General features: G+C 42.8%; 18 protein-coding genes and 1 pseudogene. All 19 read left to right on the forward strand.

The window, feature by feature from the left end:
* Positions 1 to 44: 44 nt before the first annotated feature.
* The 19 genes and pseudogenes from ACZ47N_RS08245 to ACZ47N_RS08335 all read left to right on the forward strand — a co-directional run bounded on the left by ACZ47N_RS08245 (position 45) and on the right by ACZ47N_RS08335 (position 16,998).
* Positions 45 to 1,244 carry an efflux RND transporter periplasmic adaptor subunit gene (locus ACZ47N_RS08245; protein ID WP_464886080.1) on the forward strand — a complete coding sequence of 400 codons (1,200 nt, stop codon included), beginning with the start codon at positions 45 to 47 and terminating at the stop codon, positions 1,242 to 1,244.
* Between the two features lie 133 nt (positions 1,245 to 1,377).
* Positions 1,378 to 2,514 carry a non-hydrolyzing UDP-N-acetylglucosamine 2-epimerase gene (wecB, locus tag ACZ47N_RS08250; protein ID WP_464886081.1) on the forward strand — a complete coding sequence of 379 codons (1,137 nt, stop codon included), beginning with the start codon at positions 1,378 to 1,380 and terminating at the stop codon, positions 2,512 to 2,514.
* Between the two features lie 120 nt (positions 2,515 to 2,634).
* On the forward strand, positions 2,635 to 2,862 hold the full coding sequence (locus tag ACZ47N_RS08255; RefSeq protein WP_464886082.1) for an AtpZ/AtpI family protein: 228 nt from the start codon (positions 2,635 to 2,637) through the stop codon (positions 2,860 to 2,862).
* A 6-nt stretch (positions 2,863 to 2,868) separates the two neighbouring features.
* Complete coding sequence (locus ACZ47N_RS08260) at positions 2,869 to 3,276, forward strand: ATP synthase subunit I (RefSeq protein ID WP_464886083.1); 408 nt, start codon at positions 2,869 to 2,871, stop codon at positions 3,274 to 3,276.
* Complete coding sequence (gene atpB, locus ACZ47N_RS08265) at positions 3,277 to 3,987, forward strand: F0F1 ATP synthase subunit A (protein WP_464886084.1); 711 nt, start codon at positions 3,277 to 3,279, stop codon at positions 3,985 to 3,987. It abuts the gene before it with no gap.
* A gap of 45 nt (positions 3,988 to 4,032) precedes the next feature.
* Positions 4,033 to 4,551: an ATP synthase F0 subunit C gene (atpE, locus tag ACZ47N_RS08270; RefSeq protein WP_464886085.1), complete on the forward strand. Its 519-nt coding sequence runs from the start codon at positions 4,033 to 4,035 to the stop codon at positions 4,549 to 4,551.
* Positions 4,552 to 4,891: 340 nt separating this feature from the next.
* Positions 4,892 to 5,158 (forward strand): ATP synthase F0 subunit C, encoded by a 267-nt coding sequence (gene atpE / locus ACZ47N_RS08275; protein WP_464886086.1) that lies wholly within the window; start codon positions 4,892 to 4,894, stop codon positions 5,156 to 5,158.
* Positions 5,159 to 5,213: 55 nt separating this feature from the next.
* Entirely contained in the window at positions 5,214 to 5,720 is a 507-nt protein-coding gene (gene atpF, locus ACZ47N_RS08280) for a F0F1 ATP synthase subunit B (RefSeq protein ID WP_464886087.1), read from the forward strand.
* Positions 5,708 to 6,256, forward strand: a complete 549-nt coding sequence (gene atpH, locus ACZ47N_RS08285; protein WP_464886088.1) for an ATP synthase F1 subunit delta — start codon at positions 5,708 to 5,710, stop codon at positions 6,254 to 6,256. Before atpF ends, atpH begins: the two co-directional genes overlap by 13 nt.
* Before the next feature lie 19 nt (positions 6,257 to 6,275).
* Positions 6,276 to 7,778, forward strand: a pseudogene (gene atpA, locus ACZ47N_RS08290) (F0F1 ATP synthase subunit alpha); the annotation flags it as partial.
* A 142-nt stretch (positions 7,779 to 7,920) separates the two neighbouring features.
* On the forward strand, positions 7,921 to 8,832 hold the full coding sequence (gene atpG, locus ACZ47N_RS08295) for an ATP synthase F1 subunit gamma (protein ID WP_464888424.1): 912 nt from the start codon (positions 7,921 to 7,923) through the stop codon (positions 8,830 to 8,832).
* Positions 8,833 to 8,875: 43 nt separating this feature from the next.
* Positions 8,876 to 10,273, forward strand: coding sequence for a F0F1 ATP synthase subunit beta (atpD, locus tag ACZ47N_RS08300; RefSeq protein ID WP_464886089.1), 1,398 nt, complete (start codon positions 8,876 to 8,878; stop codon positions 10,271 to 10,273).
* 9 nt (positions 10,274 to 10,282) lie between these two features.
* Positions 10,283 to 10,693: an ATP synthase F1 subunit epsilon gene (gene atpC / locus ACZ47N_RS08305; protein WP_464886090.1), complete on the forward strand. Its 411-nt coding sequence runs from the start codon at positions 10,283 to 10,285 to the stop codon at positions 10,691 to 10,693.
* A 135-nt stretch (positions 10,694 to 10,828) separates the two neighbouring features.
* Positions 10,829 to 11,245, forward strand: coding sequence for a NusG domain II-containing protein (locus tag ACZ47N_RS08310; RefSeq protein WP_464888425.1), 417 nt, complete (start codon positions 10,829 to 10,831; stop codon positions 11,243 to 11,245).
* Positions 11,246 to 11,425: 180 nt separating this feature from the next.
* Positions 11,426 to 12,451, forward strand: a complete 1,026-nt coding sequence (mreB, locus tag ACZ47N_RS08315) for a rod shape-determining protein MreB (RefSeq protein ID WP_464888426.1) — start codon at positions 11,426 to 11,428, stop codon at positions 12,449 to 12,451.
* 222 nt (positions 12,452 to 12,673) lie between these two features.
* Positions 12,674 to 13,765, forward strand: a complete 1,092-nt coding sequence (locus ACZ47N_RS08320) for a flagellar hook-basal body protein (protein ID WP_464886091.1) — start codon at positions 12,674 to 12,676, stop codon at positions 13,763 to 13,765.
* Positions 13,766 to 14,055: 290 nt separating this feature from the next.
* Positions 14,056 to 14,850, forward strand: coding sequence for a flagellar basal-body rod protein FlgG (gene flgG, locus ACZ47N_RS08325; RefSeq protein WP_464886092.1), 795 nt, complete (start codon positions 14,056 to 14,058; stop codon positions 14,848 to 14,850).
* Between the two features lie 199 nt (positions 14,851 to 15,049).
* Entirely contained in the window at positions 15,050 to 15,409 is a 360-nt protein-coding gene (locus ACZ47N_RS08330) for a rod-binding protein (protein WP_464888427.1), read from the forward strand.
* Between the two features lie 425 nt (positions 15,410 to 15,834).
* Positions 15,835 to 16,998, forward strand: a complete 1,164-nt coding sequence (locus ACZ47N_RS08335) for a DUF3798 domain-containing protein (RefSeq protein WP_464886093.1) — start codon at positions 15,835 to 15,837, stop codon at positions 16,996 to 16,998.
* Positions 16,999 to 17,095 lie beyond the last annotated feature (97 nt).

A 17,095-nucleotide genomic window follows, 5' to 3' on the forward strand; every position in this document is an offset into this window, starting at 1 on the left:
TGGTTGGAAGAAATGAATGTGGGATAAGGGCAGGAGGAGCAGGGATGAAAAAAAGAAAAACAGCACCTTATATAATGGGAGCATTACTAATCCTATTGGCAACGGCAGTCTATTTTTGGTTGAGTCAGCCAGAGCTGGAGCCATGGACGGAAGAAGTTCAGCGGGAAAGAGTAGAAAGCTTAGTAGAGGAAATAGGCGAAATTAATGCGGAAAATCGAAGGAAGGTAGTTGCGAAACGTGGTGGAGAAATAAGAAAAATGGTCGTTGAAACTGGGGATTTGGTCGAAAAAGGAACTGTTTTGGTAGAAATTGACAGCGATGATTGGCGGACTTCTATTCAACAACGATCCGATGAAATTTCAGCCCTTAGAAACGAATATCAGCAGTTTTTAGACCGTGGGGCAAGGGCAGAAGAAGTTGAACAAAAAGTTTTGGAATTAGCAGAAAAACAACTGGAAGAAGAAAGGGATCAGCTAGAGCGTATCCAAACCTTGTATCAGGCAGGTGCAGAGACACTTCAGCAATTAAAGGCTGTGGAGTTGGAAGTGGCCCGTCTTGAGAATGCGGTCCGGCAAGCTGAATTAGCATTAAAAATTGCAGAAGAAGAAACATCGCCATCGGCACAGGAAAGTTATCTGGCAAGGATTCGACAGTTGGAACGGGAGAAAAATCAGCTAGAGAACCGATGGGATGGGTACTATGTCCAAGCTCCTGTGGCAGGCACTGTTCTAAGAAAGCTTGTGGAAGAGGGAGACTATATACAACCAGGTCAAGCACTCTATGAAGTGGGAGATCTTAGGAATTTATATGTAACAGCAGAGCTTTTGACCAGGGAAATGCAAGGAATAGAGCTGGGGATGCCGGTGAGGATTATTCATCGAGATTTAGGCATAGAGCCGGTGTATGGGACCCTTCGAAAGATTGATCCCTTAGCCGTCCCCATTCTTTCGGAACTGGGAGTAGAACAGAGACGAGTCAAGGTGGAGATTGTCCTAAAAGGACAAGTAGAATCTTGGAAACCAGGCTATGAAGTGGACGTGGAGATTATAAAACAAGTCCAAGAAGAAGCAATGGCAATTCCGGAGCCTTCGATATTCTGGAAAGATGAAAAACCCTATGTACGGATATGGAAGGAAGGGAAAGTCAAGGAGAGAGCAATAGAGACAGGACTGGAGGGGCAAGGACGAATAGAAATAATCTCTGGGCTAGAAGTAGGAGATTTAGTGATAATGGATTCTTTCTGAAGAAGAAGGGGGTGGAGTCCCATGGATTTATCTTGATTTTTTCTTTAAAAACGGTTAAAGTAGTGTGGTAGATCAAAACACTATTCTTTCCATAGATGGAATTGACAGAAAACAGAGACGAAAGGAAATTTCCATGAATAAAAAGAAAATCAAAATAATGAGTATTTTTGGAACAAGACCGGAAGCTGTTAAAATGGCTCCCTTGGTGAAAGCCCTGGAAGCGGAAAAGCAAGTCCATTCAATGGTTTGCGTCACAGCCCAACATAGAGAAATGTTGGATGCTGTTCTAGAACTCTTTCAAATAACGCCGGATGAAGACCTGGATATTATGGAACATGGACAAACTATTACAGACATCACTGTCAGAGTCCTAAAGGGACTGCAAGAAATCTTGCAAAAAACAAAGCCGGATTATGTATTAGTACATGGAGATACAACGACTACCTTTGTAGCGTCCTTGGCAGCTTTTTATGAAAAAATACCCGTAGGCCATGTAGAGGCCGGTTTAAGGACGGGGAATCCATATTCCCCGTACCCGGAAGAGATGAACCGGAGGTTGACCGCCGACATCGCCAATATACATTTTGCGCCTACGGAAAAAAATCGGGACTATTTGATTAAGGAAGGCATTCCAGAGCAAAAGATTCATGTAACCGGCAACACGGTTATTGATGCCTTGTTAAGGGTGGTAGATCCAGAATATGTTTTTGAAGAGCCGCTTCTCAATGATCTAGTACGAGAGGCAGAACAGAACCCTCTTGTGGTGATGACCTGCCATCGTCGAGAAAACTGGGGAAAACCCATGGAACAGATTTTCCATGGAGTTAAAGAAATCGCCAGAAGTTATTCAAACCATCGGTTTGTTTATCCAGTACACATGAATCCAGCGATTCGAGAGATGGCGACAACCATTATGGGCAAGGAAGATAATATTTTTCTAATAGAACCCTTGGATTATGCGCCTTTTGCAAATTTGCTGGCTAAAGCTCGATTGATTCTCACGGATTCCGGTGGTATTCAGGAAGAAGCACCAGCCTTAGGGGTACCTATTCTGGTATTGCGGACAGAGACAGAACGCCCAGAAGCCGTAGAGGCGGGGACAGTTCGTGTGACAGGGGTTCGAAGGGAAGATATTATTCGGGATACAGCTCAGCTTTTGGACTCTGAAACTGCGTGGAAAGCCATGGCCAACGCCGTAAATCCATATGGCGATGGGACTGCCTCTCAAAAGATTGTGCAGGCTTTAATAAGGGAATTATCAGAAGAGTAATCAGAGTCCCATTAGTGAAGGATATTAGAAAAATCAGGGTTCAGTGAAAATTGATAAAAAAATAACAACTCCTATGCCCCATGGCTATAATTTATGATATAATAAAGGCGGATTTGTATAATGAGAAGAACTGGAAGCGCGTTAGAAAACTTAGCCTTGGTAAGTTACATAGGCATTGCCATGATGGTTCCCATCCTTGCTGGAGTATATGGGGGGCGTTGGATGGATCAACGATTTGGTACAGAACCCATCTTATTGTTTCTCTTGATCTTTGTAGGGATAATCGTTGGATTTCGAAATGTTTATGCCATTACGACCCGCAATTTACCACCCCGAAGAAGAAGGTGAAGCCGGATGACAGATGTAGAGCGTACCCAAAAGGAAATCCAGCGGCAGGTCTTAGCCATCAATATGACTGTCGGATTGATTGGAAGTATTTTTATTCGTCCCGTGCTACCCCTATGGATGGGGCTTGTATTTGGAACCGTGGTTTCTCTTCTAAACTTCAGGCTTTTATACCTGACCATCAATCGTGCCGTCACCATGGCACCAGGAAAAGCACAAAAATATACAACGTCACGCTATATGATCCGTTATTTTCTAACGGCAGCGGTTATCGTTGTTTCGCTTAAATCTTCAGATATAAATCCACTTGGAACCGTCATTGGTCTGCTGATGATCAAGGCAGTAATTTTAAAGCAGAATCTTTTCAATGACGCCACATATTTCAAGAATATATTTTCAGGAAAGGAGGAAAAATAAATGCAGCCAATTGCCTTTGGCCCACGGGTGATTTTTGAATTGCCCTTTCTGGATGGAATTCCTGTAACAGAAACCGTCGTCAACACCTGGTTAATTATGATTGTTCTGGTGGTCCTTTCAATTCTAGGAACCAAAAAATTCGAAAGCGTACCAAAAGGAAGACAGAACGTGACAGAAATTGTTGTAGAGGCTCTGAACAAGCTGACCATTCAGACCATGGGCGAAGACAAAAAAGCCTTTGCACCGTACATGAATACCCTTTTTCTGTTATTGCTCTTTATGAATTTACTGGGACTCTTAGGGCTCAGACCACCTACGGCAGATCTGAATACCACTATGGGGATGGCCGTGATGACTTTTTTCTTAATTCATGGTTCCGGAATTTGGAAAAAAGGAGCATGGACTTACATGAAAGGGTACGCAGAACCTTTTGTTTTTATGGTTCCCCTCAACATTATGGGGGATCTGGCGACGCCTATTTCCCTGTCCTTCCGTCTTTTTGGGAACATTGTAGGTGGTGTTATTGTTATTGCACTGACCTACAGTGGGCTGATTGCCTTAAGTGAATCCTTAGGATTAGCCGCATTACCAATATTCCAAGGAGGGATTCCTGTAGTCCTCCATGCGTATTTTGATATTTTTGCAGGGGTGCTTCAAAGCTTTATCTTTGCCATGCTGACCATGGTTTTCGTCGCACTGGCAATGGAATAAACAACGCTTATGTTTCAAGAATTTTGTAAAGAAGGAGGAATTTCAATGGAACATTCAATTGACGCCCGAGCCATTATTTTGGCAGCCTCAGCCATTGGCGTCGGATTTGCCATGATTGCCGGAATTGGACCGGGAATCGGGCAGGGTTTTGCGGCAGGCAAAGGCGCTGAAGCCGTCAGCATCAACCCTAAAAGTGGGAAGCAGTCTACTATGATTATGCTTTTGGGAGCGGCTGTTGCTGAGACCTCCGGTATTTTGGCCTTGGTGGTAGCATTGATTATGTTGTATGCCAATCCGTTGATTGGTATGACTACAGGAGTAATTGTAGTAGCGGCATCGGCCCTTGGTGCAGGCTTAGCCATGATCGCTGGGATTGGACCTGGAATTGGTCAGGGTTATGCGGCAGGCAAAGGAACCGAAATGGTAGGAAAGAGACCGAGCCTGCAAGGACCAATTGTACGAACGATGTTTTTAGGTCAAGCAGTGGCTCAAACCACAGGGATTTATGCATTAATTGTGGCCTTGGTGTTACTGTTTGCCAATCCACTGATCAGATTGCTTTAAAAGCAGTTGAGAAGCAAGTGAAATGCAGTTAAGAGTTAAGAGATGGAAAAGCAGTTGAGAAACAAGTGAAATGCAGTTAAGAGATAAGAGATGGAAAAGCAGTTGAGAAGCAAGTGAAATGCAGTTAAGAGTTAAGAGATGGAAAAGCAGTTGAGAAACAAGTGAAATGCAGTTAAGAGTTAAGAGATGGAAAAGCAGTTGAGAAGCAAGTGAAATGCAGTTAAGAGTTAGAAAGAAAGAAAAATAGTACAAAAGTAAGCAATGAGTTAAGCATAACAAAAAGAAGATGGGTAAGACCAGGCAATACCATTATATTGAATGATAAAGGAGGAAACATCATATGGAACCAATCACAGGAAAAGCATTAATTTTAGCTGCTTCCGCTATTGGAGCAGGATTGGCTATGATTGCAGGAATTGGACCCGGAATCGGGCAAGGCTATGCAGCTGGTAAAGGGGCAGAAGGGGTTGGACGTCAACCGGAAGCTCAAGGAGATATTGTAAGAACGATGTTGCTGGGAGCGGCTGTAGCAGAGACTACGGGGATTTATGGGCTAATTATTGCATTGATATTGTTGTTTGCCAATCCTTTGATAGGCCTGCTGTAAACAAAAAGCCAAATCAAGGCATGAACTGCCTAAAGCAATGAAAGGAGGCAACGAGATGCAGCAGGGACTGGTGGAACTGAACTGGACCTTTGTTTTTCAGATTGTAAATACCCTTGTGATATTTCTGCTGTTGCGGCACTTTCTGTTTAAGCCAACAACGGAGTTTATGGACAAGCGAGCCCAAGGGATAGAAAAAGAAATCCAGGACGCTGAGCACATGAATGAAGAAGCCAAAGCTTTAAAAGCCAACTATGAGGAAAAACTGGCCAATATTAAACAGGAACGAAGCGATATGATGAAAGAAGCTTCTCGTAAGGCGGAAGAAAGAGCCGATGGAATTATTCGAGAAGCACGGGATGAAATTAGAAAAATGGAGGAACGCTCTCGAATTGATCTGGAGCGAGAACAAGCGAAAGCCATTAATGATTTTAAAAATCAAATTTCCGAACTGGCAGTACTGGCGGCTGCAGAAGTAATGAAGCAGGAACTGGATGCAAAATCACATGAAAAAATGATCCAGGACTTTATTGAACAGGTAGGAGAAGAACAATGGCGGCATTAGTAGAAAAAAAATATGCCAGAGCCTTATTTGATGCAGTGCTGGAATCCGATGGGTTGGAACCGGGTGCAGCACTGGAAGAACTAAATGCCATTACCGCCAGTTTTGAAGAAGTGCCAGAATTCTATAAGCTTTATGTATCGCCAGTGATCAGCGACGATGAAAAAAAGAAAATGCTTGGAACTATTTTCAAAGAAAGAGTAGCGCCGGAAATCTATCATTTTCTGTTGGTGCTGATTGATAAACAACGGGAAATACATTTTTTAGATATTCGGAATGTCTTTCAGAAACTGACGGAAGAGCATCAGAAGCAAATGAAAGCCACGGCGGTAACCGCTGTTCCCTTAAGCGAAGAAGCTTTTCAGAAGTTGAAACAAACCCTAAGCAAAGTCACTGGTAAAGAAGTAGAACTACTTAACAAAGTGGATGATTCCATTATCGGAGGCGTAAAGCTTCAAATGGGGGATCAGATCATAGATGGAACCTTGCAACGAAGGCTTAACATCATGAAAGACCAACTAACGCAAATCATTGTATAAGAATAGGGGTGATTGAAAGATGAATCTCAGACCCGAAGAAATATGTTCTGTGATTAAGGAACAGATTAAACAATATGAAAACCAGCTGGATTATCAAGAAGTGGGAACTGTTATTCAGGTTGGAGACGGAATCGCACGGATTCATGGGTTAGAAAAATGTATGTCCGGTGAACTTTTAGAGTTTCCTGGAGAAGTATATGGGATGACGCTGAACTTAGAGGAAGACAATGTAGGCTGCGTTCTGATGGGATCCGACGAACATATCAAAGAAGGCGACACGGTGAAACGAACTGGTCGTATTGTTGAAGTACCAGTAGGAGATGCCATGCTGGGTCGCGTAGTGAATTCCCTGGGACAACCAGTGGATGGAAAAGGACCTATCCAATCGGATAAATTTCGAATGGTGGAACGAGTAGCCCCAGGCATTATTTCCAGAAAGTCTGTAGAAGAACCTTTGCAGACCGGGTTGAAAGCCATAGACTCTATGATACCAATTGGTCGAGGCCAACGGGAACTCATCATTGGAGATAGGCAGACAGGGAAAACAGCGATTGCCATCGATACGATTATCAACCAAAAGGACACAGATGTGATCTGTATTTATGTGGCCATTGGTCAGAAAAATTCAACGGTTGCACAAATCTATGATGTCCTTAACAAACACGGCGCCATGGATTATACCACCATCGTAGCTTCTTCTGCCAGCGAAATGGCACCACTTCAGTTCTTAGCACCTTTTGCTGGATGCGCCATCGGAGAAGAATTTATGGAAGAAGGAAAACATGTACTGGTGATTTATGATGATCTTTCCAAGCATGCGGTGGCTTACCGTGCCATGTCCTTGTTGCTGAGAAGACCACCAGGACGCGAGGCTTATCCAGGAGATGTTTTCTATTTACATAGTCGTCTTCTGGAACGGGCTGCAAAATTAAGCGATGAATTGGGTGGAGGCTCCCTGACGGCACTACCGATTATCGAAACCCAAGCAGGGGATGTTTCAGCGTATATCCCAACCAATGTGATTTCCATTACAGATGGTCAGATTTTTCTGGAAGCGGAACTTTTTTACTCTGGTGTACGGCCAGCCGTTAACCCAGGAATATCCGTATCTCGTGTAGGTGGAAATGCACAGATAAAAGCCATGAAAAAAGTAGCTGGAAAGTTACGACTGGAGTTAGCTCAATATCGTGAACTGGCAGCTTTTGCTCAGTTTGGTTCCGAATTAGATCCAGAAACCCAGGCAAGATTGGCCCAAGGGGAACGTATTCTTGAAATTTTGAAACAACCACAGTATAAACCCATGTCTGTAGAAGAACAAGTGATGATGATTTATGCCGTGACCAATAAATTCCTAGTCGACATTGAAGTAGAAGATGTAGTGGAATTTGAAGCGGAATTCTTGGAATACATGCGTAATAACTTTAAAGAAGTAGGCGAATCTATTGTTGCAGAAGGAAGCATGAACGAAGTAACAGAAGAAAAGCTAAAGAAAGCCTTAGAAGAATTTAAGCAAGAATACAAGCGGGAACGGGATCATTATCAAGAAGAAGAAATCCTGGAAGAAAAAGAAGCAAAAGAAGAAAAAGCCGAAAAGCCTGACCATGAGGCAGAAACGGCCTAATGCTGGCTGAAGAAGTAAACCTGGAGGTGATCCATTGGCCGGAATGGGCATGCGGGATATAAAACGCCGCATAAAAAGCGTCGGAAGCACCAAACAGATTACCAAGGCGATGGAAATGGTGGCTTCGGCAAAATTAAGAAAGACAAAGATGCGCCTAGAAGAGTCCAGACCATTTAGTTTGGCATGGAAAAGGGCACTTCTCAGTTTTCTGGGGGATTTACAGGGTGTGGAGCATCCTATGATTACCCCCAGAGAAAAAATACGAAAAAGCGGGTATATCGTTATTACAGGTAACCGTGGTTTATGTGGTGGCTACAATACCAACGTGATGAAGGCAGCCTTAGAACATATGAAAACAAAAAAAGCTGCCTGCGTAGTAGCCGTGGGACAGAAAGCCAAAGACTTTTATAGTCGCAGAGGATATGACATACCGAAAGCCTACCTTGATTTCTCTGAAATGCCAGATTTTATGGATGCCAAAGATATACGTCGATTCTGTGTAGAGAAATACATGGAGGAAGAAGTGGACGAAGTCTATTTAGTCTATACCCAATTTGTCAGTACCATTAGTCACAAACCAAAGATTGTGAAATTAATACCATTAGACGATGAAGCCATTGATAGCTGCGTGGCCAGCGATGAAAGTTTAAAACATCCTAAAGTCTTGGCAGAACAAGCCAAAGAAGAAAAGATTCATGAAGTAATGAATTACGAGCCTACAGTTCCTCAAGTACTGAATTTGGTAGTGCCCAACTACTTTGACAGTATGATCTTGGGAGGGTTGTTAGAATCCTCCGCCAGTGAACAAGGGGCTAGGCGGGTGGCCATGGAAAATGCTACCAGTAATGCGGAAGAAATGATTGAAAGACTGCAGCTTCAGTATAATCGAGCACGTCAGGCCGCCATTACCCAAGAAATATCTGAAATTGTTGGCGGAGCTGAAGCGTTGAAATAACCACTGATTTGATTGCAGTGATGAAACTGAAGGAGGGTAAGGAATGCCCAAAGGAAACATAGGCAGATTGGCACAGATTATTGGGCCGGCACTGGACATTCGGTTTAAGTCTAATGAGTTGCCGGAACTAATGAATGCCATTGAAATTTATAACGGGGAAGATCGAATTATCGCCGAAGTAGCCCAACATTTGGGAGATGATACGGTTCGTTGCGTTGCAATGAGTTCGACAGAAGGATTGGTACGAGGAATGGAAGCTACGGATACAGGGGCTCCCATTACCGTACCAGTGGGAAAAGCTACCCTGGGAAGAATTTTAAATGTACTAGGAGAAGTGGTCGACGAAAAAGAACCAGTTGTATCAGAACATAGGTTACCGATTCACCGTCCTGCTCCTAGTTTTGAAGAACAGGAAACCTCAACTGAAATTTTGGAAACCGGCATCAAGGTAGTGGATCTGATAGCACCTTATGCAAAAGGTGGAAAAATTGGACTCTTTGGTGGTGCTGGTGTTGGGAAAACCGTTATTATTATGGAGCTTATTAATAATATTGCCAAGGAACACGGTGGCCTTTCGGTTTTCTCAGGAGTTGGGGAGCGAACCCGAGAAGGGAACGACCTATATTATGAGATGATAGAATCTGGTGTTATTGATAAAACCACCTTGGTTTACGGGCAAATGAATGAACCGCCTGGGGCTAGAATGCGTGTAGGCTTAACAGGTCTGACCATGGCCGAGTATTTCCGGGATGAAGAAGGCCAAGACGTACTCTTGTTTATCGATAATATCTTCCGATTTACCCAAGCAGGCATGGAAGTTTCAGCCCTGCTAGGCCGTATGCCAAGTGCCGTTGGATATCAGCCAACCTTGGCAACAGAGATGGGGGTATTGCAGGAACGAATTACTTCCACGAAAAAAGGATCCATCACATCCGTGCAGGCCGTTTACGTGCCAGCGGATGACCTGACAGATCCAGCTCCGGCCAACACCTTTGCCCACTTGGATGCTACAACGGTTCTTTCTAGACAAATTGCCGAACTAGGCATCTATCCAGCCGTGGATCCCTTGGATTCCACCTCTCGTATTCTGGATCCAGCCATTGTGGGACAGGAGCATTACGATGTAGCACGTGGAGTGGAATCTGTGTTGCAGCGGTATAAAGAACTTCAGGATATTATTGCAATTCTGGGGATGGATGAATTATCAGAAGAAGATAAGCTCACGGTTTCTCGAGCTCGAAAAATCCAACGATTTTTATCCCAGCCATTCCATGTTGCCGAGCAGTTTACAGGGATGGAGGGAAAATATGTCCCGTTGAAAGATACCATCCGAGGATTCCAGGAAATTCTGGACGGCCAACATGATGACTTGCCGGAATCCGCTTTCCTTTTCGTAGGAACCATTGAGGAAGCACGGGAAAAGGCAAAATCCGGAAAGTAGGTGACGGAAATGGCAAATAAACTGCATCTTGAAGTAATCTCTCCAGATCAGATTTTTTGGGATGATGAGGTAGATACGGCTGTTGTCCGAAGCATTGAAGGCGACGTCGGCTTAATGAAGGATCACCTGCCTCTGGTTTCACCACTGGCGGTTGGTCGGATCAAGATTATTAAAGATGGAAAACCTCGAGAAGCCTCTTGTGCAGAAGGTGTTATTAAAATAAGAGGAGACCACGCTCTGGTTATTACAGAAGCCGTAGAATGGATTGATGAAATAGATCTCCATCGGGCCAAGAAAGCAAAGGAGCGAGCCGAGGAACGATTAGCGGCAAAAAAGAAAGATGTGGACTTGGATCGGGCAAATATTGCCATGACCAAAGCCCTAAATCGCATCAAACTCTATGAGCGATCACAAAAATAAGGATGCTTACATTCCTAAAACCCGCCGGAAAAAACGGCGGGTTTTTTCTTGCGTGGACACCGTAGAATCAGATATAATCAAGATGCAAAGGGAATAGGAATAGAAAGAGGAAGGAAGCAAAAAAACGTGAAAAATATGATGAAAATAGGCGATTATGTAGTGATACTGCTGGTAGTTGTTTTAAGCATCACTGCTTTTTTAGCCATACCAAGGCTGCTGACTCAGGAAGCAGAAGAACAATATATTGTAGTGACCATGGACGGGGAGGAAATCCATCGTTTTCCAATGGAAGACAGAGGAGCCCCCTATTTTATCGACTTCCCTTTTGAATACGGCGGAAAAACCTATACTGGAAGATTGGAAGTGGACGATGGAGCTGTTCGTCTTCATCGATTGCCAGAAGAAATCGTACCCTTATCCATACATGCGGATATGGGATGGATTCGCGAAAGCTATCAAATGATCGTATCCTTACCAGTCCGCATGTATATAAGCCTTGAAGCCCAAGAGGATGCTGAAGATCATGGGGATATAGATGTGTTTGCTTTTTAAAGACAGATGCTGATAAATATGGAAAATTCAAATGGAAAGATGCTTGGCAATAAGGATTAGAATCTGTTATACTTAGGGATGTAGTTCAACAGGAAATTAGGATAAAAGACAAGGGACAAAATTACGGATCGATTAAGATACGATCACAATGAAATTACGATAAAGAGGTGGAGCAAAATGATGGGATTATCTCCAGATATTGGCATCGATCTTGGGACAGCTAGTGTGCTGGTTTTTGTGAAAGGAAAAGGAATTGTGCTACAGGAGCCTTCTGTGGTAGCCATTGATAAATACACCAATAATGTGCTAGCCGTAGGAAGGGAAGCAAGAAGAATGTTGGGAAGAACCCCAGGAAACATAGTGGCTATTCGTCCCTTAAAAGATGGTGTGATTTCTGATTATGAAATCACAGAAAAGATGCTGAAATATTTTATACAAAAAACCGTTGGAAAAAAATTGTTTTTCAAACCGAAAATCATTGTATGCGTTCCTAGTGGTGTAACAGAAGTAGAAAAAAGAGCTGTTATAGATGCCACCAATGAGGCTGGGGCACGCACCACTTACTTAATCGAAGAACCCATTGCAGCTGCCATTGGTGCAGGACTGGATATTACACAGCCTATAGGTCATATGATTGTCGATATTGGTGGTGGAACAACGGATGTGGCAGTGATTTCCCTAGGAGGAATTGTGGTAAGCAATTCCATTAAAATAGCAGGGGATAAATTTGACGAAGCCATTATCCGATATATGCGTAAGAGTCATAATATCATGATAGGGGAACGCACGGCAGAAGAACTTAAAATTAATATCGGTGGAGCCATCAAACGCACGGAAAAAGTCACCATGCATGTTCGGGGACGAAACCTAGTATCTGGCTTGCCAGTCAATATAGAAATCACCAGCGAAGAAATTATGGATGCATTGGAAGAAAACATTGCTAGTATTTCCGACGCGATCCATTCTGTGTTGGAAAGAACGCCACCAGAAATGGCCTCAGATATTGCGGATCAGGGCATTATTATGACTGGTGGAGGAGCCTTGTTGCACGGCTTAGACGAATATGTTCAAAATAGAATGGGAATTCCAGTTACGGTGGCGGAAGATGCCATTAGTTGTGTAGCAAAAGGGACAGGAAAAGCACTCAACTCTATTCACGTGTTGGCACAAGCTCGTGGTCAACGCAGTCGACAAACAGATCGTTAAAAGTAGTTAAATCCTAAGCGTGATCATAAAAGAGTAGAACATCAAGGATTTTTCTCTCTTAATAGAAGAAGATGCTAAAGCATACAACAAAAGTGCCGATAACCTTAGAGAAAGGTCTATTCGGCATTTTTTTGTCTTGACAAGGAAATAGCAGAAGCGCCCTATTTCCAAGGTGCAAGATGCTCAGCGTCTGAGTTCTTGGCTTAAGAAAGGATGAAGTTTATGTTCAGAGGCTTATACAACGCCGTGTCTGGAATGCAGACTGCAGAAAAGAGATTAGATGCGGCTTCTAATAATATGGCAAACACCAATACCACTGGATACAAACGGGATTTGGTGATTACGGAAGCTTTTCCAGAAGTCTTGATCAGTAAAATCAACGCAACAGAGCCAGCTTTTCCTCATAGTAGAAATTTAGAAGTGGAAGTAGAGGAAGATCAGGAAGGATTTCGACTTTCCACTGGAGGAGGTTTTTTTGCGGCTTCCACCCGTACAGGAATTAGCTATAATAAAACCACAGCTTTTGCCAGAGATGAAGATGGATTCTTACGAACCTACGAACGAGATGGAACCGGAGCCATTACCACTCGATATGGAAATCGAATACTAGATGCTACGGGACAACCGGTACAGGTAGAGAATGAGGATTATGAAATTGATAATCAAGGACGTGTCTTGGATAACGGCCAAGTGGTGGCCAATTTAGTGCGGCGTACCGGTGGCAATGTTATCGGAACCATGAGCGCTGGAGTTCGATTAGAAAAATTTGCTACAGATTTTACTCAGGGTTCTCTGGAACAGACAGAGAGTCCCTTGGATTTTGCTTTGGAAGGAAGCGGTTTTTTTATGGTGTATGATCCAGAGGATCCAGAGGCAGACCCTTTGTTTACTAGAGATGGTCATTTTACCTTGAATGATAATGGAGATATTGTAACGAGAACAGGTCATTTTTTAGCTGGTGTCAACGAAACGTCTATTATGGTAGATGGAGAAGACTTTCAAGTAAAACCAGATGGTAGAATTCTTGTGGATGGTCAGCTTCGAGATGAAATTGCAGTCTTGGACTTTGCAAATACCCAAGACATGAGAAAAGTAGGACAAAGCTTGTACCGTTTTGAAGAGGGCTTTCAGCCAGAAGCCATTGATTTTCAAGGACGAGTAGTACAAGGATTTGTAGAAAACTCCAACGTAGAGGCAGTGGATCAGATGGTGGAAATGATCAATGTGATGCGAGCCTATGAATCTAATCAAAAGGTGGTACATACCTACGACGAAATGCTACAAAGAGCCGTGAATGATATTGGTAGAGGATAGAAGAGCAGGTTGAAATAGAGCAGTTAAAAGTTAAGAGTTAAAAGTTAAAAGTTAAGGGTTAAGAGTTGAATCCCTTCTGTATGGGCCAGAATTGTACTTGCATTGGATATGATTGCAGCAATCCCCTCTCCTCCGGCGGGAGAGGGTTAGAGTGAGGGGACACCCTGTAGACAATGTGATATTCAATGGATCATGACCCACGTAGCTTAGTGATATTTAGGATAGATGTACGTTTGGGCTAGGGATAAAAAGTAAAATTAACGATAAAGATGAAAGAGGAGGACTTTCCAATGAGAGCCTTATGGTCAGCAGCAACCGGAATGAAATCTCAGCAGATGAATATGGACACCATCTCAAATAATTTGGCCAACGTCAATACAACGGCCTATAAAAAGCAAAAACTTGAGTTTAAAGACCTTTTGTATAGCAATATTCGTCGTAATCATCTTTTGGAAGGAGAAGGCAGCCCGGTACATCTTCAAATGGGTCATGGAGTGATGCCTATTGCAACTTCTAGGTTATTTTTGCAGGGAAGCATGGAAAATACGGATAATCCATTGGATGTGGCTTTACAAGGGCCTGGCTTCTTTGAAATAGAAGGACCGAACGGCGAACTGTCCTACACGCGAGATGGTTCTTTTAAGCTTAGTGTGGATGGAGATGAACTGGCCCTCGTGACTTCTGATGGTTATTTTGTCATGTCAGAATTTGACGATATCATCGTTTTTGGTGAAGAGGTTGGACCCCTAAGCATTTCAGAAAGCGGCATGATAACAGCAGAAAATGAAGATGGAGAAATTGAAGAATTAGGAACGTTGAAAGTAGTCCAATTTTTAAATCCTCAAGGATTAGAAGCTAAAGGACAAAATTTGTTCAAAGCAACAGCAGCTTCTGGAGAAGCCATCCCTGAAGAAAACGAAGAAATGGATACGCGAATTCGGCAAAACTATTTGGAAACTTCCAACGTTCAGATTGTCGATGAAATGGTTCGGATGATCACAGCCCAACGGGCATACGAAACCAATTCAAAAGCAATTCAGACTTCGGATGAAATGATGAGCATGGCCAACAACCTGAAACGATAAGGAACAAAATAATTGATAATTGACAATTGATAATTTAGGTCAAAAGAGTAAAGGCAAGGGATGATGGATCATTAAGGTTAAAAGAGTAAAGGCAATTGATAATTGACAATGGATAATGGATGATGGATTATTAAGGTCAAAAGAGTAAAGGCAAGAGATTAGGCCACAAGTACAGGTGAGGTGAGCTAAGGTGAAGGCGATGAATATGAATGAAGCCATGATGCGAGTACAGTATGACAACCAACAACCATCTGTAAACTCGCAACAAGGTTTAAAGGGAAAAAAAGATGAAACCTTAATGGCGGCTTGCCGAGAATTTGAGTCTATTTTTTTACATATGATGATTCGGCAGATGCGGAACACCATTCCAGAGAATGATTTGATAGAAAAGAGTCATGCCAGAGAGATTTTCGAAGACCTGCATGATGAAGAGTTGGCTAAGAACATGGCTGAAGGCCAAGGGATTGGCCTAGCAAAGCAAATGTACCAACAAATGTCTCGGAGGGAAAGTCCCGTTGTGAGTCAGGAAATATCCAATAATAAGGACGAAGATCAATGATGTCAACCTCAAAACCGCCTATGGCGGTTTTTTTATGTCTAAGGAAATAGCATGCGCATTTAACTTGTGGATTATTTTGTGACTTTGACTTTGCTTTTCCTTTCCAACGAACCAACTTTCCAACTAACAAGACGCGAAGCGTCTTGTTTATGTCTAATCTAAGGAAACAGCAGGTACCTAGCGGTTCTATGGTCAGGCGTTAAACTAATGGGAATAAACTTATGACATCCGCTTAGAAGGCGAAACAAAGGCATTCTGGAACAAATGTCAGAATAAAAATATTACTTGATTTTTTTGAATCTTTAAAGTAAAATTGTATAAGGACGCGTGTAACATTTGATAAATAGATATATGAAGAAAATTCATCTTCATAATCGATATCGGAAGCGTCCACAGGTGTCCACTATCTAAAGGGAGGAATTTGAATGAAAAAAGCATTGGCACTATTGTTGGCATTGATGATGGTTTTAAGTCTTGTGGGATGTGGAGGCACAGAGCCAGCTCCAGAACCAACAGAAGGCGAAGAAGTGGAAACAGGGGAAAATGGAGAAGAAGCAGCTTCTAATTACAAAATTGGTATTATGACAGGTACGGTTTCTCAAGGAGAAGAGGAGTTTCGTGCAGCAGAAAATATGAAAGAGCGATATGGCGATATGATTGTATTATCCACGTATCCAGACCGCTTTATGCAAGAACAAGAAACAACCATTACCAATATGATGGCAATGGCATCCGATCCAGACGTAAAAGCCATTGTAATGGTGCAAGCAGTTCCAGGAGCAGCAGCAGCCATTGCTCGTGTTCGAGAAATAAGAGATGATATTTTGATCGTATTAGGCGTTCCTGGGGAAGATCCAGATGTTATTGCAGATTATGGTGATGTGATCATTCAAACAAATGACTTAGCAAGAGGACCACAAATTGCCCGACAAGCACAAGAAATGGGAGCAGAAGTGTTGGTTCACTACTCCTTCCCAAGACATATGTCTTACGAAATGTTAGCATCCAGACGTGATTTTATGAAAGAAGAAGCGGAAAAAATCGGTTTAACTTTTATTGAAGAAGATGCACCAGATCCAACTGGAGATGCAGGAGTTCCGGGAACGCAGCAGTTTATCATGGAAGATGTGCCTCGGAAAATAGCAGAATTTGGAGAAAACACAGCTTTCTTTGGTAGTAACTGTGCCATGATGGAGCCTATGATTCGACAAACCGTTGAGCACGGTGCTCTTTATCCAGTACAGTGTTGTCCATCTCCATATCATGCATTGCCAGCAGCCCTTGGTATTTCAGTTTCGGAAGAACAAGCTGGAGACTTGGATTATATTCTAAGTGAAATCGGAGAAAAATGTTCTGAAGCTGGTATGGAAGGCCGCGTAGGAACTTGGTCTGTTCCTGTTAACATGATGTATGTAGAAGCAGGCGTTGAGTATGCCATTGAATACTTAGAAGGCAATACGGATGGCATGGTAGATGCAGCGGTATTAACATCCATTATGAGTGAAATTGCTGGAGGGGATATTGAGTTAACCAACTACGAAGGCTACGAGCATTTCTTCTTATACTTGGGAGCACCAATCATTTTTTAATAAATAAACTTAAGAAGGAATAAGGATGTGAGATAAGTGTGCAAGGTTCCTTTCCTTGCACACTTTTACATGATGGGAACTCTTTAATATGGGAGGT

Source organism: Tindallia texcoconensis (genome assembly GCF_055383815.1).

Bases quoted from the DNA above. Each gene is read 5' to 3' on its own strand.
- ACZ47N_RS08245 (WP_464886080.1), top strand. From the start codon at position 45: ATGAAAAAAAGAAAAACAGCACCTTATATAATGGGAGCATTACTAATC.
- wecB (WP_464886081.1), top strand. From the start codon at position 1,378: ATGAATAAAAAGAAAATCAAAATAATGAGTATTTTTGGAACAAGACCG.
- ACZ47N_RS08255 (WP_464886082.1), top strand. From the start codon at position 2,635: ATGAGAAGAACTGGAAGCGCGTTAGAAAACTTAGCCTTGGTAAGTTAC.
- ACZ47N_RS08260 (WP_464886083.1), top strand. From the start codon at position 2,869: ATGACAGATGTAGAGCGTACCCAAAAGGAAATCCAGCGGCAGGTCTTA.
- atpB (WP_464886084.1), top strand. From the start codon at position 3,277: ATGCAGCCAATTGCCTTTGGCCCACGGGTGATTTTTGAATTGCCCTTT.
- atpE (WP_464886085.1), top strand. From the start codon at position 4,033: ATGGAACATTCAATTGACGCCCGAGCCATTATTTTGGCAGCCTCAGCC.
- atpE (WP_464886086.1), top strand. From the start codon at position 4,892: ATGGAACCAATCACAGGAAAAGCATTAATTTTAGCTGCTTCCGCTATT.
- atpF (WP_464886087.1), top strand. From the start codon at position 5,214: ATGCAGCAGGGACTGGTGGAACTGAACTGGACCTTTGTTTTTCAGATT.
- atpH (WP_464886088.1), top strand. From the start codon at position 5,708: ATGGCGGCATTAGTAGAAAAAAAATATGCCAGAGCCTTATTTGATGCA.
- atpG (WP_464888424.1), top strand. From the start codon at position 7,921: ATGGGCATGCGGGATATAAAACGCCGCATAAAAAGCGTCGGAAGCACC.
- atpD (WP_464886089.1), top strand. From the start codon at position 8,876: ATGCCCAAAGGAAACATAGGCAGATTGGCACAGATTATTGGGCCGGCA.
- atpC (WP_464886090.1), top strand. From the start codon at position 10,283: ATGGCAAATAAACTGCATCTTGAAGTAATCTCTCCAGATCAGATTTTT.
- ACZ47N_RS08310 (WP_464888425.1), top strand. From the start codon at position 10,829: ATGATGAAAATAGGCGATTATGTAGTGATACTGCTGGTAGTTGTTTTA.
- mreB (WP_464888426.1), top strand. From the start codon at position 11,426: ATGGGATTATCTCCAGATATTGGCATCGATCTTGGGACAGCTAGTGTG.
- ACZ47N_RS08320 (WP_464886091.1), top strand. From the start codon at position 12,674: ATGTTCAGAGGCTTATACAACGCCGTGTCTGGAATGCAGACTGCAGAA.
- flgG (WP_464886092.1), top strand. From the start codon at position 14,056: ATGAGAGCCTTATGGTCAGCAGCAACCGGAATGAAATCTCAGCAGATG.
- ACZ47N_RS08330 (WP_464888427.1), top strand. From the start codon at position 15,050: ATGAATATGAATGAAGCCATGATGCGAGTACAGTATGACAACCAACAA.
- ACZ47N_RS08335 (WP_464886093.1), top strand. From the start codon at position 15,835: ATGAAAAAAGCATTGGCACTATTGTTGGCATTGATGATGGTTTTAAGT.